We start from the raw sequence: 17,878 nt of genomic DNA, 5'->3' as shown, positions 1-17,878 counted from the left end.
CACACTATTTCCGGGAGCAGTCATGTCTGTCTTCATGATCTCGTACCAGGTGGCGGACGAGGGCGTCGCCGAGGTGGTCGAGGCGATCGAAAAGGCCTTCGCCGCCGTGGACGCACAGCGGCCGGATGGCATCCGGTACGCCTACCTGCGCAGGGCCGGCAGCTGTGAGTTCGTCGCTCTGTTGGAGCTTGCCGATGGCGTGGAGAACCCGCTGCCCGGCATCGCCGAGGCACGCCAACTCCAGGCGACCGTGGCCAAGTGGGCGGTAGGACCGGCCCCGACGCCCCGGCCTTTCGACGTTCTCGGCGACTACCGCATGCTCGGCTGAACGGAGGTCAGCCGGAATGTTCGCTGCCTACGTCATAGTCACGGTCGTCACGATCGTGGCCACGGCGGGGATCGCCCTCGCCGACTTCGCCGGGGCGAGATTCGTCCTGGCCAACTCGGCAGAGGTGGGCCTGTCTCCGTCCTGGATCCCCCTGCTCGGATGGCTGAAAACCGCGGGCGCCGTCGGGCTCCTGCTGGGACTTCTGGGCGTGCGGCTCGTCGGCCTCGCCGCCGCTGCCGGGCTCGTGCTGTTCTTCATCGGCGCCATCGTGGCCCACGTTCGGGCCCGCGTCTTTCACAACATCGCCTTTCCGGGAAGCTACCTGGCGCTGGCCATCGGATCCTTCGCCCTGGCCGCCGTGCAGTAGCCGCGTGGATCCAGCACGCTCGGGTTGAGCGACCGATCTGCTGGGCGTCGCGTACGCCGCCAACCACCCGCACGGGCGCACCCGCTACCTCCTGCACCATCCCGGTTTCACCGACAGCGGCACCGGCAGCCTCGGGCAGCCGGCCAAGGCGATCGTCCAGGTGCTCGCCAAGCTCTTCGCCCAGCCGGTGGAGAAGAGCATCCAGCCGATCATCGTTCACGAATCCCGCCACCTCCGACGATGAACCGATCGCCGAGAAGCCCTGTGGGTGACCGTACGACACAGCCGTCACCGCTGACATATGGTGGCTAGCGTTCGTCGGTGGGGTAGTCGGCCGAGCGGCTCACGTCGGCCCATTTCTCGGTTTCCGCGGCGCGGATCTCGGCGGCTTTCTGGGCGGAGGCGACGGCGTCGCTGCCAAGGAGGAGTCGTCGGGGTGGGTCGTCGTCGCGGACGACGTCGATGATGATCTTGGCGGCGCGGGCCGGGTCACCGGGCTGGGTGCCGTCGGTGTCGCGTCGGTAGCGGTGGATGGCGCCCACGGTCTGCTCGTAGTCGGGCCCGACGGGGTGGATCTCCATGGAGGAGCCTTGCCAGTCGGTGCGGAACGCGCCCGGCTCGACGATGATGACCTTGATGCCGAAGGGTGCGACTTCGTTGGCGAGGACTTCGGAGAAGCCTTCGACGGCGAACTTCGCGGTCTGGTAGGCGCCCATTCCGGGGGTGCCGCCGACGCGTCCTCCGATGGAGGAGAACTGTACGAAGACTCCTGATCGCTGGGTGCGCAGGACGGGCAGGGCGGCCCTTGTGACGTTCACGACGCCGAAGAGGTTGGTTTCGATCTGGGCGCGGAAGTCGTCTTCGGCCATCTCTTCGATCGGCGCGCTGTTGCCGTAGCCGGCGTTGTTGACGACCACGTCGAGGCTACCGAAGGTGTCGGTGGCCTCCTTGACCGCTCGGGAGGCTGCGGCAGCGTCGGTGACGTCGAGTGCGACCGCTCGTATCCGGTCGCCGTGGCGGGCCACCAGGTCGTCGAGTTGCTTGGGGTTGCGTGCGGTGGCGATGACCTGGTCGCCTCCTGCGAGGACGGCTTCGGCGAGGCGACGTCCGAAACCGCGTGATGCTCCGGTGATGAGCCATGTCTTGGCCATGGGTGTTCCTTTGCGATCGATATCGAACTGTCTCATCGATGTGGCAATTATAGGCTCAATATTCTCGTTGATGTGACATGAATCTTTTCATGTGCTACAAACCTTGGCTGTGCTGGTCCCGGTACGTCTCGAGCAGCCGCAGCCACACCTCGCTGATGGTGGGGAAGGGCGGTACGGCGTGCCAGAGGCGTTCGATGGGTGTTTCGCCGGTGATCGCCACGGTGGCGGAGTGGAGGAGCTCGGCGACGCCTGGTCCGGCGAAGGTGACGCCGACGACGGTGCGGCGATCGGGGTCGATGAGCGCGCGGGCTCTGCCGCGGTAGTCCGGATGGTGCTGGATGGCGCCGGCGACGTGGCCGAGATCGTAGTCGACGACGTCGACGCGGCGGCCGGTGCGCCGGGCTTCGACGGTGGTGAGACCGACACTGGCGATCTCGGGGTCGGTGAAGACAACCTGAGGCACGGCTGCGGTGTCGGCGGTGCTGCTGTGGGGGCTCCAGCGTCCGGTGTCGAGCGGGGTGCCGCCGGCTCGTGCGGCGATGACGGCGCCGGCGATGCGGGCCTGGTACTTGCCCTGGTGGGTGAGCAGGGCCCGCCGGTTGACGTCGCCCGCGGCGTAGAGCCAGTCGCCGGGGGCGGCGGTGACGGTGAGGGTGTCGTCGGTGGTGAGCCAGTCCCCGGGGGTCAGGCCGACGGTCTCGAGGCCGATGTCGCCGGTGCGGGGTGCGCGGCCGATGGCGAAGAGGATCTCGTCCGCGGTGAGCCGGCCGCCGTCGGAGAGGGTGATGCGGACCTCGCCGCCCGTACGGGCAGCGGTGCCGACGGACACGCCGAACCGCAGGTCGGTGCCCGCTTCGCGCAGGCGGTCGGCGACGAGTTCGCCGGCGAAGGGTTCCAGCTGCGGCAGCAGGCGAGTGCCGCGGGCGAGGAGGGTGACCTCGGTGCCGAGGGCCTGCCAGGCGGTGGCCATCTCAGTGGCCACGACGCCCGCGCCGACGATGACGAGTCGTCCGGGCGGCTGCGGGGCGCTGGTGGCTTCGCGGCTGGTCCAAGGGCGCAGGGCGGCGAGCCTGGGCAGGTCGGGGAGGGCGGCGCTGCTGCCGGTGCACACGGCCACGGCGTGCCTGGCCCGCAGGTGGACGGTGCCGCCGTCGGGGGTGGTCACGGCCACGCGTCGTGGCCCGTCGAGGCGGCCGTGGCCGCGTTGGAGGTCGATGCCGGCCGTTTTGAGCCATTCGACCTGGCCGTCGTCGTTCCAGTGGGCGGCCATGCGGTCGCGATGCGCCAGTACGGCGGCGGTGTCCAGCGGTCCGGCGGCGGCCGGGTCCAGACCGGGCACCCGGCCGGCGTCGGCACGCAGGAGCGCGGGCCGCAGCAGGGCTTTGCTCGGTTCGCACGCCCAGTAGGAGCATTCGCCGCCGACGAGTTCGCTTTCCACGATGACGGTGCTCAGGCCGGCGGCGGTGGTCCGGTCGGCGACGTTCTCGCCGACCGGACCGGCCCCGATCACGACCACGTCATAGGTACGGGCGTCTTCGGTGGTCACTGGTCCTCCATCGTGTGGCCGTGTCTCGGGGATGCCGTTGGTCAGCGGCCGGGCAGCCGTTCGGTGATCTCCTGTAGAAACCAGCGGTTGCCGTCGGGGTCGGCGAACGAGGCGAAGGAGCCGTAGCTGGCACGCTGCGGGTGCAGGTCCATGACGCGGCCGGTCTCGCCGGCCTGGTGGAAGGCGCCGGTGGCGTCGTGGAACGGGCCGGTGACGTCCACGCCGCGGCCGGCCAGTTCCTTGTGGGCCTGCTCGATGTCGGACACGATCAGGTGCAGTCCCTGGACCGTGCCGGGTGCGGCGTCGGTGAGGCCGTCGCCGAAGATGATCGAGCAGGCGGAGCCGGGGGGAGTGACCTGAATGATCCGGTAACCGTCCTTGATGGGGAAATCCGCGTCGAGCCGGAAGCCCAGCTGCCGGGTGTAGAAGTCCTTGGCGCGGTCGGCGTCGGATACGGGCAGGACGACGACTTCGAGCTTCATGTCCATGGTCGTGATCTTTCTTTCGCGTCGTGGAGCTATCGGGTGGTGCGTGCGGCCTTCTCGATGACGTCGGCCACGGTCTTGGGCTGGGAGACGGCGACGGAGTGGGAGGCGCGTACTTCGACGGAGTGCGCGTGGGCGCGCTTGGCCATGTAGCGCTGGACCGCGGCGGGGATGTTGAGGTCCTGGGTCGTGATGATGGCCCAGGTGGGCTTGTCCTTCCAGGCGGCGGCCTCGGTCTTCTCCTCCAGGGCGGACTGGGCGATGGGCCGCTGGGTGGCGGCCATGAGGGCCGCGGTGCCGGCCGGTACGTCGGCGGCGAACTGGTGGTGGAACTTGCCGGGCTTGATGTACAGGTCGGTTCCGGTGGTGCCGTCGGGGAGGGTGAAGGGGGTCGGGTCGAGGGTGCCGGGGAGGGTGGAGCCGGGGTACTTGTTCGTCAGCTCCAGGGCGGTCTCGCCGGCGGCGGGCAGGAAGGCGGCGACGTACACGAGGGCCTTGACCTGGGGGTCGTTCGCGCCCGCGACGCTGATGACCGAGCCGCCGTAGGAGTGCCCGACGAGGATCTTGGGTCCGGCGACGTGGTCGAGGACGCTGCGGAGCGCGGCCGCGTCGTTGGCCGGTCCACGCAGCGGGTTGGCCACGGCGACGACGGGGTAGCCGTCCGCGCGCAGCTCTTCGATCACCGCGTTCCAGCTGGAGGCGTCGGCGAAGGCGCCGTGCTCCAGCACGATGGTCGGCTTGGCGGGCTTGTCCGCCGCGAGGGCGGGCGTGGCGGCGGTGGCGAGGAGACCGATCGCGACCGTCGACAGGGTGCTCACCATGAGCCCCCGGCTGCGTACACCTTTGCTGGTGACCACGAAATTCCCCTTTCAGAAGGCTTCAGACGAAGGTGGTGAATCTGGCGTCATCACTGTCGTCCGGGAAGGACCGCGGTCACATCGGTCACTTGACGGTCAGTCACGAGGAGCCGGCCGGACCGTCGTTCGGCAGCACAACGGGGCTGGTCGGCGGGCTACCTGGCCTTGCGTGGCGGTCGTGTGCGCGCCTCAGCACGTTAAGCCATTCAACTCATCAGTCTGTGACGTGAGCACGGGCGGCGCCGCCCGGCCGTGGGCCGCGAGCTGCGCGCATGTCCCCGTATGCGGCCCGCTGACCTGCGCCGCAGCGTGTGTGACCGGCGCCCGGAGCGGCTCGCCGGTGCTGACCGTCAACTGACTGATGTGCCCGGCGCCGGCCGCGAACGACAGTGAGACGCACCCCAGCAGCTGACGACCCAGTACTTCAGCGAGAGGAACGTCATGAAACGCCTTCTGATCAGTTTCGCGGCCGCAGTGCCGCTGGCGGCGGCGTGCCTGCCGGCCGCGGCTTCGGCCGGCGCCGTGAGCTCCGCCGCCGTCCCGTTCACGTGCTCGTCCATCTTCGTGAACGCCCCGGCAGGCACCGCGGTGGAGTCCGTGACGGCGGTGAGCCGGGAGGAGGACACCCTGACCATCCCTCCGGTGCCACCGTTCACCGACGTGGTCGAGATCCCGGACGTGCCGGCCTACTGCGATGTCACGGTCACGCTCACCCACCCAGGAGTCGGCGACCACGCCAAGGTGCGGGTCTGGCTGCCCGAGACGGGCTGGACCGGCCGTTTCCAGGCGGTGGGCGGCAGCGCCTTCGCCGCCGGCGACTACGGGGCGGGCCTGGCCGGCGCGATCAAGAGCGGCTACGCCGCCGCGACCACCGACGCCGGCGTCGGCACGTACCTGGACACCGGCTGGGCCCTGAACAGCGACGGCGAGGTCAACACGGCGCTGCTGACGAACTTCGCGGACCGGTCCCAGCACGAGATGGCGGTCGTGGGCAAGCAGGTCGTCAACGAGGTCTACGGCAGGCCCGTCTCCTACTCGTACTGGAACGGCTGCTCGACCGGCGGCCGTCAGGGCTACATGGAGGCCCAGCGCCACCCCGGCGACTTCGACGGCATCCTGGCCACCGCTCCGGCGATCAACTGGGACGAGTTCGAGGTCGCGACCCTGTGGCCGCAGGTCGTGATGAACGAGGAGAACACCTTCCCCTCCCCTTGTGAGCTCAACGCCTTCAACGAGGCCGCCGTCAAGGCCTGCGACCCGCTCGACGGCGCTCCCGACGGGCTGATCGGCGACCCCGCCACGTGCACCTTCGATCCGCGGAAACTCATCGGCAAGAGCGTCGAATGCGACGGCGAGCAGGAGATCATCACCGCGGCCGACGCGGCCGTCGTACGCAAGATCTGGGACGGCCCCCGCACCCCGTCAGGCAAGAAGCTGTGGTCCGGCATCCCGATCGGAGCCGGCTTCGATCTCGCCGGCACCCGCATCGACGCGGACGGGAACCGTGTGGGCTGGCCGTTCCCCGTACCGGCCAGCTGGGTCGCGACGTTCCTGAAGCGGCAGCCCTCCTACGACCTCTCGACCATCACCTACGCCGAGTTCGCCAAGCTGTTCGAGCAGTCCCAGGCCGAGTACGACACGATCATCGGCACCGACGACCCCAACCTGTCGGCGTTCCGCAGGGCCGGCGGCAAGCTGCTCACCTGGCACGGCCAGGCCGACCAGCTGATTCCCGCCCAGGGCACCGTGGACTACCGCCGGAGGGTGGAGCTGGCCATGGGTGGTGCGCGCCGGGTCGACGACTTCTACCGGCTGTTCCTGGCGCCGGGCGTCGCCCACTGCGCCGGCCCCACGAGCACCGGCCCCGCGCCCACCGACGCCCTCGGCGCCCTGACGGCCTGGGTCGAACAGGGCAAGGCTCCGCAGACGCTGAGCGCCGCTCTTACGGACTCCTCCGGCAAGACGGTGACGCGCGAGTTGTGCCTGTACCCGTCCGTCTCCCGCTACGCCGGCCACGGCGACCCGGCGGACGCCGGCAGCTACTACTGCGGCCCCGTCCGGAACTGACAACAGCCCACTCGTCGGAAGGCCACCCATCATGAACACGAACACTCCGTCATCGGGAATTTCATTCCTGCTGAAGCTGTACCTGGGCCGTGGAGTCCTGGCCGTGGCGTGGGCCGCGGCGTTCGCCTTCGCGCACGACCCCATCGACGCCCTCGCGATCACCTTGCTGGTCGTCTACCCGCTGATCGACGCGGTGTCGTCGCTGATCGAGCTGCGTGCGGTCCCGGACGGATCGGAGGGTCGGCTGACGCTGTTCAACGGGCTGCTCAGCGCCTTGGCCGCTGTCGGCGTCGGCCTGGCGGGGGCGGGCGGGGTGTCCGCGGTGCTGCACGTGTTCGGTGCCTGGGCCGTCGTCTCCGGTGCGGCGCAGGTGCTGGTCGGGCTGCTGCGGCGCGGCCCGGAGCTGGGTCAGCAGTGGCCGATACTGATCGCCGGCGGTCTGTCGTTCCTCGTGGGCGTCTTCTACAACATCCAGGCCCTGGGGGACGACGCCTCGCTCGACGTGCTGTCGGTCTATGCCACCGGCGGCGGCGTGTTCTTCCTCATCCAGGCCGGGCTGCTGGCCTGGCGTGCCCGCCGGCCGCGGACGCAGACCGTCTGACGGCAATCGGCCACGAACGCAACGACAGCCTGCCGGATCGTATCCGGCAGGCTGTCTTGGTATCGCAGGTAGTGGGCCGGCCGTCGCGTTCGTCAGAGGTGGTCCACGTCGACGACGGCCTGGGCGAAGGCCGTGGGCGCTTCCTGCGGCAGGTTGTGGCCGATGCCCGCCAGGGTGCGGTGTTCGTAGGGGCCGGTGAACATGTTGCGGTACGACGAGCCGTCGCCCGGCGGCGCCGTGAAGGGGTCGCGCTCGGCGTCCAGGGTGATGGCCGGCACCTTGATGACCGGCCGTGCGGCGAGCCGCTTCTCCAGACCGTCGTAACGGCGCTCCCCGTCGGCCAGGCTCAGCCGCCATCGGTAGTTGTGGATCACGATGGCGGCGTAGTCCGGGTTCTCGAAGGCCGCGGCCGTGCGCTCGAAGGTGGCGTCGTCGAAGTCCCACGTCGGGGAGACGGTGTCCCAGACGAGCCGGTTCAGGTCGTGGCGCTTGTCCTTGTTCTCCATGGCCTTCCGGCCCCGCTCGGTGGCGAAGTAGTACTGGTACCACCAGGCGTATTCGGCCTTCGGCGGCAGCGGCTCGAGGTTGGCCGCGAGGTTCGTGATGAGGTAGCCGCTCACCGACACCAGGGCCTTGCACCGCTGCGGCCACAGGGCCGCGATGATGTCGGCGGTCCTCGACCCCCAGTCGAAGCCGGCGAGCACGGCCTTGTCGATCTTGAGGGCGTCCATCAGGGCGATGATGTCGAGCGCGATCGCCGACTGCTGGGCGTTGCGGAACGTCTTCGCGGACAGGAACCGCGTCGTGCCGTGACCGCGCAGGTAGGGCACGATCACCCGGTAGCCCTGCGCGGCCAGCAGCGGAGCGACGTCGACGAAGCTGTGGATGTCGTACGGCCAGCCGTGCAGGCAGATGACGACGGGCCCGCGGGCCGGCCCCGCCTCGGCGTAACCGATGTCCAGCAGCCCGGCCTTGACCTGCTTCAGGGAAGCGAAGGACGTGTGCGTGCCGGGCGTGACCGCCGGCAACGTCGGGGTCGCCCCGCGCCTTGTGGCGGAGGCGGCCGGGAAGGCCTGCAAGCCCGCCAGCGAGGCGACGGTCGCGCCGGTGGCCAAACCGACGGCCTTGCCGAAGGTGCGCCTGTCGATCATGTGGAGTCCTCCGTGTCGTGTCTCAGGGAATGCGGCATTTATTACTGTTTCGGGCAGGGGAATCCGACACATCAGTCAGATGACGGTGAGACACGGCGAACGGCAGCCGTGCCGGCCACGCAACCCTCCCCCGGAGCGCGGCGTCCCGGCAGACCGCGCCGGACCAGCGACACAAGGCGGACGGGGACATTCAGTCATTCGACTGTTCCCGCCCAGGCTCATCCGGACAATCCTTGATCAGACCTGGTCCTGAGCCTTTCCGGAGGATCCGTGAACCCCACTCCCGTCGTCTTCATCCATGGCGCGTGGCTCCACGCGTCGTCGTGGGAGTCATGGAACGAGCGCTTCTCCAGTTTCGGGTTCGCCGTCTGTGCGCCGGGCTGGCCGGGAGAACCCGCCACGGTGGGCGAGGCCCGCCGGCATCCCGAGAGGCTCCACGAGCTGGGGCTGGACGCGCTCACGGATCACTACGCGCGCATCGTCCGTTCCTTCGACACCCCGCCCGTGATCGTCGGCCATTCGGTGGGCGGGCTCATCGCGCAGCACCTCCTCGGCACGAACGCGGGCCGTGCCGCGGTCGCCATCGCCCCCGCCCCGGTCGATCACGCGACCGCCCTGGCGCCCGGGGAGCCGTGGCCGGTGTCGATGGACGCCAGGAGCTTCCGGCGGCTGTTCGCCAACGCGGTCACCGAGCAGGAGTCTGCCGAGCTGTTCGAGCGCCACGTCGTTCCCGGGTCACGCCGGCTGCTTGCCGAGCTGGGACACGGCGGCGCCGTACGGCACCCGCGGGCGGTCGTGGACCACGGCAACACCGGCCGCGGCCCGCTGCTGCTGATCTCAGGGCAGGAGGACCGGCTGGTGCCCGACCACGTCACCCGGGCCGTGTACAAGTTGTACGGCGACTCGACGGCCACCAGCAGCCTCAAGCAGTTCCCGGACCGGGCCCATTCGCTGGTCGTCGACAGCGGCTGGCGGGCGGTCGCCGACTACGTGCTGGTCTGGCTCGCCGAGCGAGGGGTGCGCGCCGACCCGTCGAAGTGGTGATGAGGGCTCACGCGTCGAAGGCCTTGCCCAGAGCGTCGCGCAGCGCGGCCCGCGTGGTGATGCCCAGCTTCGGGAAGACGCGGTAGAGATGGGAGCTGACGGTGCGCGGGGACAGGTGCATGCGCTCGCCGATCTCCTTGTTCGTCAGCCCGCTTGCGGCCAGCTCGGCGATGCGGCGTTCCTGCCAGGTCAGCGCGGTCAGGTACGACAGCGAGGCCCGGGCGGGCGCCCCCGAGGCGCGCAGCTCGGCCTGGGCACGTTCGCTCCAGCCTGTTGCGCCGAGCCGTTCGAAGGACTCGGCGGCGCGGACCAGGACAGGCCGTGCGGCCTTGGGCCCCTGGGTGTGCCTGAGCCGGACGCCGTGGGCCAGGCGGATGCGCGCCAGCTCGAACGGGAAGCCGGCTCCGGCCGGGTGGGCCTCGGCCCGGGCGTACATGTCCTCGGCCTCCTTCTCGTCGGCGGCCGTCATCGCCAGGGCACCGTACGTGATGAGAGCCAGCCGGGGGGAGACGCCGGGCAGGCCGGCGTCGGAGGCGGCCTGGGCGTGCCGGCGGGCCTGCTCCAGGCGCCCGGTGTGCACGGCGGACTCGACCAGGTCCAGCAGCGTGCGTGCGGCCTGATGGGCGCAGCGCTGGAACGATCCCGGCGGCGTGATGCCGATGGCGTACAGGTAGGCGGCTTCGTAGTCGCCCTCGCTCAGGGCCGCCGCCGTGCCGATGGCGTCGGCGATCTGGGTCAGGAATCCCACGCCGCGCGGGCGGGCCCAGGCGTCCACGACGGCCTGCAACTCACGGGCCCGTTCGACCTGGCCGCACATGGCGGCCAGGAGCCCCAGGTAAGCGCGGGTGTGGTGGGTGAACAGCGCGTTTCCGTGGGACGTGGTCAGCTCCAGCGCACGTTGTCCCGTACGTTCGGCGCCGTCCCACTCGCCGGCGGCCAGCTGGTCGAGCATGATCAGGTGCAGCATGGTCATGCCGATGGCAACGGCGCCGGTCTCCACCTCACGGTCGACGGCCCGCTGCAGGAAGGGGCGGTACTGGCTCAGCGTGTCGACGTGGTAGGCGGCGACGGCCAGGCGCGAGACGTCCCACGGTTCCAGCTCCGAGACGCCGGCGAAGGCGCGCTCGACGCGCTCGTGCACGCCCGCGCCGTGACGGACGACGTCGCTCCACGCGTCGCGGTAGATCGCCGAGCGGGTGTCGACTCGGTCCCCCAGAGAGTCCATGAGCTGCTCGGTGCGGTCCCACAGCGCGGCGTCGCCGGCGTACTGGCTGATGGCCAGCAGCACGTTCACCAGCCGGGTGAGTGCTCCGGCGGGCTCGTGCGCGCTGTCTTTTCGCAGGTTCTCGATCGCCGCCGCGACGTGGCGATGCGCGGAGCGTACGTCGCCGTCTTCGTACAGGGCCACGTAGGCGGAGGTGACGACCGTGGCGGGGGACTCGCTCGCGCCCGGCAGCAGGTCCGAGCGGACGAGTTTCTGCGCCTGGTCCAGGAGCGCGGCATGTCCGGCGATGAAGGCGGCGTCGCCGAGCCGCCTGGAGCGGTCGGCGGGAGTCTCGCTCAGCTCCGCCGCGCGGGTCAGCCAGGCCACGGCCGCGACCGCGCCGCCGCGCCGGGTCGCCGAGTCGGCCGCGGCCTCCAGCGCGGCTGCCACCTCCTCGTCGGGATCCACGATCGAGGCCGCCAGGTGGCGGGCGCGCCGCTCGACGTCGTCGCGGTGCACCCGCGCGAGCTCGGCGTGTGCCGCGCGGCGCTGGTTGGGAGTCGCCAGCTGAACGACGGTGGTGCGGATCAGCGGGTGCCGGAAGACGAGGTCGCCGGTGGCGGGGTCGGTGTCCAGAAGGCCGGCCGCGACCGCTTCGTCGGCCTCGCGCATGCGGTAACGGGCGCCGGGAGCGCGGTTGCCGCCCGGTCCTGCCCCGACGCCGTCGAGGGCGCCGCGCAACAGTTCCTCGCGTACGGGACCGGCCAGGCGTTCGATGCGGATGCCGTAGACATGCTGCAGACGGCGCGACAGCGGGATGTTGCCGAATCCGAGGAGTTCCTCGGCCGTGCGGCCGGTGTGGCCGCCGCTCAGGTAGGCGGGTAGCTCCAAAATCGCCAGGGGGTTGCCCATGGCGTGCTCCATGACGATGCGCCGGGTCTGCGTGTCGAGCTGCGGATGACGCATGTCCAGCAGTTGCCCGGCGGCCTCCTCCGACAGGGCCGCCACGGGGAGCTCGGGAAGCGCGGCCGTGTCGAACCGCGAGCCGACGTCGGACCGTACGGCGATGAGCATCTTCACGGAGCTGCCGGTGAGCCGGCGCCCCACGAACCCGCACACTTCGGCGCTGGAGGCGTCCATCCACTGACCGTCGTCGAGCAACAGCAGCAGCGGTTTCTCCGAGGCCGCTAAAGACAGCAGGTCGAGGACGGCGATGCCGAGGGACATGACCGACGGCGCCGTGCCCTCGCGCAGCCCGAAGACGACGTCGAAGACGGCACGGTGGCCTTCGTCGAGCTCGGCCGAACGGGGCAGCAGCGAGTACAGCAGCTGGTGCAGGCCGGCGAAGGGCAGCTGCGCCTCAGCCTCGACCCCGGCGGTGCGGATCACCCGGTGGTTCTCCGGGGTCGCGAGGCCGGCCACGTGGTCGAGCAGGGCGCTCTTGCCGACCCCGGTCTCGCCCCTGAGGATGAGGGCCTGCCCCCCGGTGGCCGTCATGAACGCGGACAGCTGCCCTTGGACGTCATCCCGGCCCACCATTGTCGAGACGAGCGACTCCACGCTTCCCTCACTCCTTCAGGTATGGCCGATCAGGCCAGAGCCCTTGGCCGCGAAGCGCCGACCCCTATAATTGCCTCACAAGAGTAGCGCTTGAGAACGTAAGTTTCCATTTGGTGTGACATTAAGTTGCTTCATGTGCTACGGGACGGAGTATCTTTGAGCGGGTGAGAGCAGACGCGACACGCAACCTGGAACGCGTCCTGAGCACGGGCGCCCGCATGCTCGCCGACGACCCCTCGGCGACCATCGCCGCCATCGCCGCTGCGGCAGGAGTGGACCGCCGCACCGTCTACCGCCGCTTCGCCTCCCGCGAAGACCTCATGGCCGCCGTCTACGGAGCACGCTACGACGCGGTCGAGGCGGCCATTGAGGCCGCCAGGCTACGCGAGGCCCCGGTCGCGGTCGCGCTGCATCGTTACGTCGAAGGCATCATCGCCGTCAACCGCAGATGGCCCGTGGAAACGAGCCGCATGCTCCGCGAGGTGACGATCGGCGAGCGCCGCCGCCGTCTGATCGACGAGGTCGACGCTTTCCTGCAGCGCGCCACCGACGAGGGCCTGCTGCGCTCCGACCTGCCGCCCGGCTGGGTGGCCACGGTCCTGCCGCCGCTGATGGAACACGCCGCCGAGGACCTGTCCGAGCTGAGCGCCGCACAGGCCGCCGACGTCGTGGTCGACACACTGCTGCGAGGCACCGGCACCCCGCAGGCGCGCTGACCCTGCGCGGTGGTGGGCGTGCAGGGCCCGCGACAGGCGGTCTTGACGGCGGTGTTCATGTGCCCCCTTGCGTACGGTGCGATGACCGGGCCACGTTGAGGGTCCGGCTCTCCCTTGGATGCCTGTTACGGCGTGTTCTGCTGCGCCAGCCCGCCGCAGGTGAAGCCCGCCTCACGCGCGGGATCGAGCTCGATCTGACCGAGGTTGGTGGTCTCCATCGGCCTTCGGAGGGTCTCCAGCTTGTCGCAGTCGTACAGGACGTACGTGCCGTCGCTCTCGCCCAGCAGCATCATCCAGCGGCCGTCGTAGAGCGGCTTGTCGTCCTCAGCGCTTTTGACCACCGCCCACTGATCCTGGAAGCCGACGGCGTTCAGCAGTTCGTTGGACTGGCCGCTCTCCTGGACGTCGATCGCGCCCTCGACGAGCCCCAGAATGAGCAGGAAGCCCAGGCCGACCCCGGTCAGGCCGCCGACGAGCACCTTCGTCCCGGCGCGCCCGACCGGCTTGCGACGCAACAGCCGGAACGGGATCAGGAAGGCCAGCACGCCGAGCCCCACCGCGATGACGACCATGATGAACAGGTCCAAATCGCCGAAGAGGTTGAAGAGCCCCCAGTACGTGGCCCCGCACCACAGTGCCGCCAGCGCTGCGGCGATCCACGGCCGCTCCCTGATCCTCCGGATGAGCCTGCCCGCCGCACCCCGGGTCACCCTGTCGACCAGCCAGCCCAGACCGACGAAGACGCCGAGCAGCGGGATGGCGACCAGCAGGAGCAGGACCAGAGTGCTCGTCATACGCCCGAGCAGGACTGCCTGGTCGACGCCCACCTGCTGCGGGTTGACGCCGAAGACGGCGTACATCTGCGCGATGCCGATGTAGAGGACCGCATAGAGCGCCACCGCGATCGGCACGACGACGGATCCGATGCGTTCGAGCAGTTCCAGGACACCGCCACCATCCTCCCGCGGCACGGGGGCGTGGTGATCCGGAAGTGCCGGTGTCTCCGGCGGTTCGAGGGATATCGGGTGACTCGACATGGCGAACGACCATAGGCGCCGCCTGCATGCGAAACGTTGACGACGCGTATACGCCGTGGCCGGGCATGCGCCGGTGCGGGCAGGCCACGCACGCACAACATGCGAAGTCCGTCAAGCGCTGCGTTCGGGTGCCCAGTTCCGTACGGCGGGGGCGTACCCGGCCGGCTTGTCCCCGACCTTGACGCCAGGACTGACCAGCCAGCTCTGATACTCCGGCGTGAACATCTGGTAGACCGACGGGGGCGGCACGGAACTCGCCTCGTCGAGCTCGGCGCGCAGCTCGGCCGGCAGCTCGAAGTCGAGGGCCGCCATGTTGGCGTCGAGCTGGTCGGCGCTGCTCGCCCCGACGATCGCCGAGGCGACCCCGGGCTGGGTGGCGACCCAGTTGAGCGAGACCTGGGCCATCGTCACGCCGAGTTTGCCGGCGACGCTCTCGACTGCCACCAGCAGCCGCCAGTCCCGCTCCGTCCACGAGCGCCCGGAGGAGCCTGCGCCGCTGAGCCGGCCGTCTCCGGCCAAGCCCTGGTCGGCACTCCGGTACTTGCCGGTGAGGAAGCCGCCGCCGAGCGGGCTCCACGCGGTGATGCCGAGTCCCAGGCTCTGCCCCATGGCGACGTGCTCCAGTTCGATGGCCCGGTCGATGAGGGAGTAGGGCAGTTGCAGGCTGACCACCGGTACGAGGGAGTGGGCCTCGGCAAGGGTCTGGGCCCGCGCCGCGTACCAGCTGGGTACGTCGGACAGGCCCGCGTAGCGGATCTTTCCGGCCCTGGTGAGGTCGTCGAAGGTCCGCATGACCTCCTCGACGGGAGTGATCCGGTCCCAGGTGTGCAGCAGGAACAGGTCGATGTAGTCGGTGCGCAGGCGGCGCAGTGACGCCTCGACCGCTCTGATCATGTGCTTGCGGCCGTTGCCCCCCGCGTTCGGATCTCCAGGGGCGACGCTGTTGGTGAACTTGGTGGTGAGCACCACCCTGTCGCGCACCTTGGCTTCCGCGATGAGGCTGCCGAGGATGGTCTCGCTCTCGCCGGCGGTGTAGAAATCCGCGGTGTCGATGAGGTTCCCGCCCGCTTCGAGATAGCGACGGAAGATTGGGCGGGCCTCCTCCTCGGTCTTGCCGTACGCGGCGTGGAAACCGCCGGTGCCGTAATTCATCGTGCCCAGTGCCAGCCGGCTGACGCGCAGTCCGGAACGTCCCAGCAGGTAGTAGTGGTCCAGGGACATGAGGGTGTCACTCCGTTCGCAAGCAGATTCGAGGAGGTCGGGACGAACACTCGTCAGCTTGCGCATTCAAAAATGGACTGTCAAGTCCAAAAATACTTAATCGTCACCACCTTGACAGGTGACGGGTGATGCTGCGAGCATCGTCACCAGTTAGACGGGTGACGATGATGGGTGCCCGTTCAGAATGAGAGATGCGCGTCGGGAAGGAACTGCCATGGCTGCCAGCTACACCGCGGTCGTCACCGTGACAGGAGAGGGCCGCAACGGAGGCCGCGTCGCGGCCGACGACGGTCTCCTCGACACCACCCTCGCCATCCCCAAGGAGCTGGGCGGGGCAGGGGGAGCCACGAACCCCGAGCAGCTGTTCGCCGCCGGCTGGGGCGCCTGCTTCCTCGGCGCGGTCAGGAGGGCGGCGGCGCAGCGCAAGGTGACGCTCACGAGCACGAGCATCACGGCCGAGGTGACCCTGCGCCATGGCGACGACGGCGGGTTCGGCCTCGCCGCCGTGCTCAACCTCGAGCTGGGCGGCGTGGACCAGCAGACCGCCGAGGAGCTCGGCGCGGCCGCTCACCAGATCTGCCCCTACTCCAAGGCCACGCGCGGCAACATCCCGGTCACCATCCGGGCGACCGCCGTCGCCTGACACGCCGCCGTCCGGCGTCCTGCCTCGGCGGGCTTCACCACGGAAGGGAGCATCCCGTTGCGCATATCGAATCTCATGAAGGCGTTGTCGCTGGCCGTGCTCGCGATGGCCGTCGCCCTCGCCTGCTTCGCCCAGGTGTTCTGAGCACGATTGGGCCGGACGGCGGGCGGGGCGACAGCTCGCGTCCGCCGCTCACGGAGGGTGGGCCCTCCGTCAAGGCGACGCGAGCTTGCTGGCGCGCAGGTGGGCGATGCCCATGTCCAGGGCGGCTTCCAGATGGTCGGTCTGGCCGGTGGACATCTGGATCAGTACGCCGCCCTGGATGCCGGCGAGCAGGGCGGCCGCCGCGCGGTCGGGGTCCAGGCCCGGGTCGATCTCACCGGCGTCCTGCATGTGCCGCACGCCGGTGGCGATCTCGGCCTGCCAGCGGTGCATCAGCTCGGTGACCACGGCCTGCGCGCCGGGCGTGCGGCTGCCCAGCTGTGACGTGACGGAGCTGAGCGGGCACAGGCGGCCCTGCCGCCGGTAGCGGTCGACGACCTTGTCGCGCCACGACTGCCAGGCGGGCCAGGAGGTGAGGTCGCCGAGCTGGGGCTGCTGGTCCTCCAGCACCCGGTCGGCCTCGAAGCGGGCCACGGCCAGCAGCAGCTCCTCCCGGCCGTCCGGGAAGTAGTGGAAGAGTTGGCTCTTGCTCGTCGCCGTCCTGGCCAGCACGTCGTCGAGCGTCATGTTGGCCACGCCGTGCTCGCGGATGTGCGCTGCCGCGCCCTCGAGAATGCGCTGCCGCGCCGCGGCCCCCTTGCGGGTCAGAGTGCGCATGACCGCCCTCCAGACTGGACTTGCCGGTCCATGGTAGCTGGAGTGCGCATCAAGCGGGGGCGCTCATCGGCGAGCGGCGAACGGCAGCAGCCACCCCCTGACTGAGAAGGTCACGTCAGCAGGTCCGCCAGCCGGTCGATCTGCTCGATGTCGTCGGACCAGCAGCTGAGCATCACCTCGTGCGCTCCGAGGTCCCGATAGGCGTCGACGGTTTCCCGGATTTCCGTGGCGGTGGTCGCCATCGCCTGCAGGGCCTGCGCGGCGAGCTCCGGTGCGAACGCGTAATAGCGCAGCAGTGACGCCCGCGCCTCCGCCACGGTGGACTCAGGGCCCAGCGCGACGTTGATCTGGCCGACGAGCAGCGGTTCGCCCGCCCGGCCCACGTCCTTCCACTGCTGTCTGACGAGTTCGAACAGCGCCACCGCGTATTCAGGTGGGAGCGGGCATATGTAGCCGGTGCCCCAGCGGGCGATCCGGGCCAGCGCCGGCCGTGCGAACCCGCCGAAGAGGAGCTCAGGGCCGCTCGCGCTCACCGGGGCCGGACCGACCGGCCCGAGACCTGTGTGCGCCTGGTCGCGAGATGCCGGTGAACCAGGACCCGGACCGCTTCGGCTGCCCGCTGCAGCCCTGGGCGGTCACCGTTCTCGCGGCTCGGCGCCGCCTCGAGGGTGTCGAGTGCGGCGTCGAGCTCGTCGTGCTCCTCACTCAGGACGGCCAACTGTGCCGCCGCCTCCGGCGCTGCCGCCGCGATCATCGGCCACAGCTGGTGGTCCTCGGTCTCGTGATGGTGGCGCAGGTTCTTGACGAGGAACTCGCGCAGCTCGGCCAGGGCCGAGAGGGGGACGGAAGGCCGGAGGGCGGACTCGGACAACAACGTCGTGGCGCGCCGGTGGAATGCGTGAATGAGGCGGGTCTCAGTGACGGCTACGGCCTCAGCGTTGGTCGACATGCCGGGGAGCGTAGAAGCAGCGGGAGGAGGTTTCGTCGACGAACGGTTGACGCGGCCCGGCCCACCAGCACGCCCCGATATACGTTCCGCATACGCGGTGAAACGTGGTATCCGGGCGCTTTCGGTAGGGTC

General features: G+C 69.9%; 18 protein-coding genes. 7 read left to right on the top strand and 11 right to left on the bottom strand.

Going from position 1 to position 17,878, the window contains the following annotated elements:
* Window positions 1-22 precede the first annotated feature (22 nt).
* Window positions 23-328: a hypothetical protein gene (locus ACTMTI_RS03930; RefSeq protein ID WP_441118222.1), complete on the top strand. Its 306-nt coding sequence runs from the start codon at window positions 23-25 to the stop codon at window positions 326-328.
* 16 nt (window positions 329-344) lie between these two features.
* Window positions 345-695, top strand: a complete 351-nt coding sequence (locus tag ACTMTI_RS03925; RefSeq protein WP_441118221.1) for a DoxX family protein — start codon at window positions 345-347, stop codon at window positions 693-695.
* Between the two features lie 308 nt (window positions 696-1,003).
* On the opposite strand, the gene ACTMTI_RS03920 is transcribed toward ACTMTI_RS03925, so the two are convergent.
* The 4 genes from ACTMTI_RS03920 to ACTMTI_RS03905 form a co-directional block, all read right to left on the bottom strand.
* A complete protein-coding gene (locus ACTMTI_RS03920; RefSeq protein ID WP_441118220.1) occupies window positions 1,004-1,846 on the bottom strand; it encodes an oxidoreductase in 843 nt (280 codons plus the stop codon).
* 94 nt (window positions 1,847-1,940) lie between these two features.
* Window positions 1,941-3,392, bottom strand: coding sequence for a dihydrolipoyl dehydrogenase family protein (locus ACTMTI_RS03915; protein ID WP_441118219.1), 1,452 nt, complete (start codon window positions 3,390-3,392; stop codon window positions 1,941-1,943).
* A 41-nt stretch (window positions 3,393-3,433) separates the two neighbouring features.
* Entirely contained in the window at window positions 3,434-3,880 is a 447-nt protein-coding gene (locus ACTMTI_RS03910; RefSeq protein WP_441118218.1) for a VOC family protein, read from the bottom strand.
* Window positions 3,881-3,909: 29 nt separating this feature from the next.
* On the bottom strand, window positions 3,910-4,734 hold the full coding sequence (locus ACTMTI_RS03905; protein WP_441118217.1) for an alpha/beta fold hydrolase: 825 nt from the start codon (window positions 4,732-4,734) through the stop codon (window positions 3,910-3,912).
* Window positions 4,735-5,175: 441 nt separating this feature from the next.
* Here ACTMTI_RS03905 and ACTMTI_RS03900 point away from each other — a divergent pair, with 441 nt between their 5' ends.
* Window positions 5,176-6,801: a DUF6351 family protein gene (locus ACTMTI_RS03900; protein ID WP_441118216.1), complete on the top strand. Its 1,626-nt coding sequence runs from the start codon at window positions 5,176-5,178 to the stop codon at window positions 6,799-6,801.
* 31 nt (window positions 6,802-6,832) lie between these two features.
* The gene (locus ACTMTI_RS03895) at window positions 6,833-7,402 is read left to right on the top strand and encodes a hypothetical protein (protein WP_441118215.1); all 570 of its coding nucleotides are present in this window, start codon (window positions 6,833-6,835) and stop codon (window positions 7,400-7,402) included.
* 92 nt (window positions 7,403-7,494) lie between these two features.
* Here ACTMTI_RS03895 and ACTMTI_RS03890 read toward each other — a convergent pair whose 3' ends face one another.
* Window positions 7,495-8,553, bottom strand: a complete 1,059-nt coding sequence (locus ACTMTI_RS03890) for an alpha/beta fold hydrolase (protein ID WP_441118214.1) — start codon at window positions 8,551-8,553, stop codon at window positions 7,495-7,497.
* Between the two features lie 270 nt (window positions 8,554-8,823).
* Here ACTMTI_RS03890 and ACTMTI_RS03885 point away from each other — a divergent pair, with 270 nt between their 5' ends.
* On the top strand, window positions 8,824-9,597 hold the full coding sequence (locus ACTMTI_RS03885; protein ID WP_441118213.1) for an alpha/beta hydrolase: 774 nt from the start codon (window positions 8,824-8,826) through the stop codon (window positions 9,595-9,597).
* 7 nt (window positions 9,598-9,604) lie between these two features.
* On the opposite strand, the gene ACTMTI_RS03880 is transcribed toward ACTMTI_RS03885, so the two are convergent.
* On the bottom strand, window positions 9,605-12,361 hold the full coding sequence (locus tag ACTMTI_RS03880) for an AAA family ATPase (RefSeq protein WP_441118212.1): 2,757 nt from the start codon (window positions 12,359-12,361) through the stop codon (window positions 9,605-9,607).
* 164 nt (window positions 12,362-12,525) lie between these two features.
* On the opposite strand from ACTMTI_RS03880, the gene ACTMTI_RS03875 reads away from it, so the two are divergent.
* A complete protein-coding gene (locus ACTMTI_RS03875; protein WP_441118211.1) occupies window positions 12,526-13,077 on the top strand; it encodes a TetR/AcrR family transcriptional regulator in 552 nt (183 codons plus the stop codon).
* Window positions 13,078-13,202: 125 nt separating this feature from the next.
* On the opposite strand, the gene ACTMTI_RS03870 is transcribed toward ACTMTI_RS03875, so the two are convergent.
* The gene (locus ACTMTI_RS03870) at window positions 13,203-14,048 is read right to left on the bottom strand and encodes a hypothetical protein (protein WP_441118210.1); all 846 of its coding nucleotides are present in this window, start codon (window positions 14,046-14,048) and stop codon (window positions 13,203-13,205) included.
* A gap of 177 nt (window positions 14,049-14,225) precedes the next feature.
* Window positions 14,226-15,335: an aldo/keto reductase gene (locus ACTMTI_RS03865; protein WP_441118209.1), complete on the bottom strand. Its 1,110-nt coding sequence runs from the start codon at window positions 15,333-15,335 to the stop codon at window positions 14,226-14,228.
* Between the two features lie 214 nt (window positions 15,336-15,549).
* On the opposite strand from ACTMTI_RS03865, the gene ACTMTI_RS03860 reads away from it, so the two are divergent.
* Window positions 15,550-15,978: an organic hydroperoxide resistance protein gene (locus ACTMTI_RS03860; protein ID WP_441118208.1), complete on the top strand. Its 429-nt coding sequence runs from the start codon at window positions 15,550-15,552 to the stop codon at window positions 15,976-15,978.
* 213 nt (window positions 15,979-16,191) lie between these two features.
* Here the strand turns inward: ACTMTI_RS03860 and ACTMTI_RS03855 are convergent, their stop codons facing one another.
* The 3 genes from ACTMTI_RS03855 to ACTMTI_RS03845 all read right to left on the bottom strand — a co-directional run bounded on the left by ACTMTI_RS03855 (window position 16,192) and on the right by ACTMTI_RS03845 (window position 17,746).
* Entirely contained in the window at window positions 16,192-16,797 is a 606-nt protein-coding gene (locus ACTMTI_RS03855; RefSeq protein ID WP_441118207.1) for a TetR/AcrR family transcriptional regulator, read from the bottom strand.
* 110 nt (window positions 16,798-16,907) lie between these two features.
* Window positions 16,908-17,330 carry a hypothetical protein gene (locus ACTMTI_RS03850; protein WP_441118206.1) on the bottom strand — a complete coding sequence of 141 codons (423 nt, stop codon included), beginning with the start codon at window positions 17,328-17,330 and terminating at the stop codon, window positions 16,908-16,910.
* Window positions 17,327-17,746, bottom strand: coding sequence for a hemerythrin domain-containing protein (locus tag ACTMTI_RS03845; RefSeq protein WP_441118205.1), 420 nt, complete (start codon window positions 17,744-17,746; stop codon window positions 17,327-17,329). The genes ACTMTI_RS03850 and ACTMTI_RS03845 overlap by 4 nt, the downstream gene beginning before the upstream one ends.
* Window positions 17,747-17,878 lie beyond the last annotated feature (132 nt).

Source organism: Nonomuraea sp. H19 (assembly GCF_052068215.1).
Lineage (GTDB): Bacteria > Actinomycetota > Actinomycetes > Streptosporangiales > Streptosporangiaceae > Nonomuraea.
The sequence above is the reverse complement of the archived record's forward strand: the minus strand, read 5'-3'. Positions and strand labels throughout refer to the sequence as shown.

Excerpts from the sequence above, each read along its gene's own strand:
- ACTMTI_RS03930 (WP_441118222.1), top strand. The coding sequence starts at position 23 with ATGTCTGTCTTCATGATCTCGTACCAGGTGGCGGACGAGGGCGTCGCC.
- ACTMTI_RS03925 (WP_441118221.1), top strand. The coding sequence starts at position 345 with ATGTTCGCTGCCTACGTCATAGTCACGGTCGTCACGATCGTGGCCACG.
- ACTMTI_RS03920 (WP_441118220.1), bottom strand. The coding sequence starts at position 1,846 with ATGGCCAAGACATGGCTCATCACCGGAGCATCACGCGGTTTCGGACGT.
- ACTMTI_RS03910 (WP_441118218.1), bottom strand. The coding sequence starts at position 3,880 with ATGGACATGAAGCTCGAAGTCGTCGTCCTGCCCGTATCCGACGCCGAC.
- ACTMTI_RS03900 (WP_441118216.1), top strand. The coding sequence starts at position 5,176 with ATGAAACGCCTTCTGATCAGTTTCGCGGCCGCAGTGCCGCTGGCGGCG.
- ACTMTI_RS03895 (WP_441118215.1), top strand. The coding sequence starts at position 6,833 with ATGAACACGAACACTCCGTCATCGGGAATTTCATTCCTGCTGAAGCTG.
- ACTMTI_RS03890 (WP_441118214.1), bottom strand. The coding sequence starts at position 8,553 with ATGATCGACAGGCGCACCTTCGGCAAGGCCGTCGGTTTGGCCACCGGC.
- ACTMTI_RS03865 (WP_441118209.1), bottom strand. The coding sequence starts at position 15,335 with ATGTCCCTGGACCACTACTACCTGCTGGGACGTTCCGGACTGCGCGTC.
- ACTMTI_RS03860 (WP_441118208.1), top strand. The coding sequence starts at position 15,550 with ATGGCTGCCAGCTACACCGCGGTCGTCACCGTGACAGGAGAGGGCCGC.
- ACTMTI_RS03855 (WP_441118207.1), bottom strand. The coding sequence starts at position 16,797 with ATGCGCACTCTGACCCGCAAGGGGGCCGCGGCGCGGCAGCGCATTCTC.
- ACTMTI_RS03845 (WP_441118205.1), bottom strand. The coding sequence starts at position 17,746 with ATGTCGACCAACGCTGAGGCCGTAGCCGTCACTGAGACCCGCCTCATT.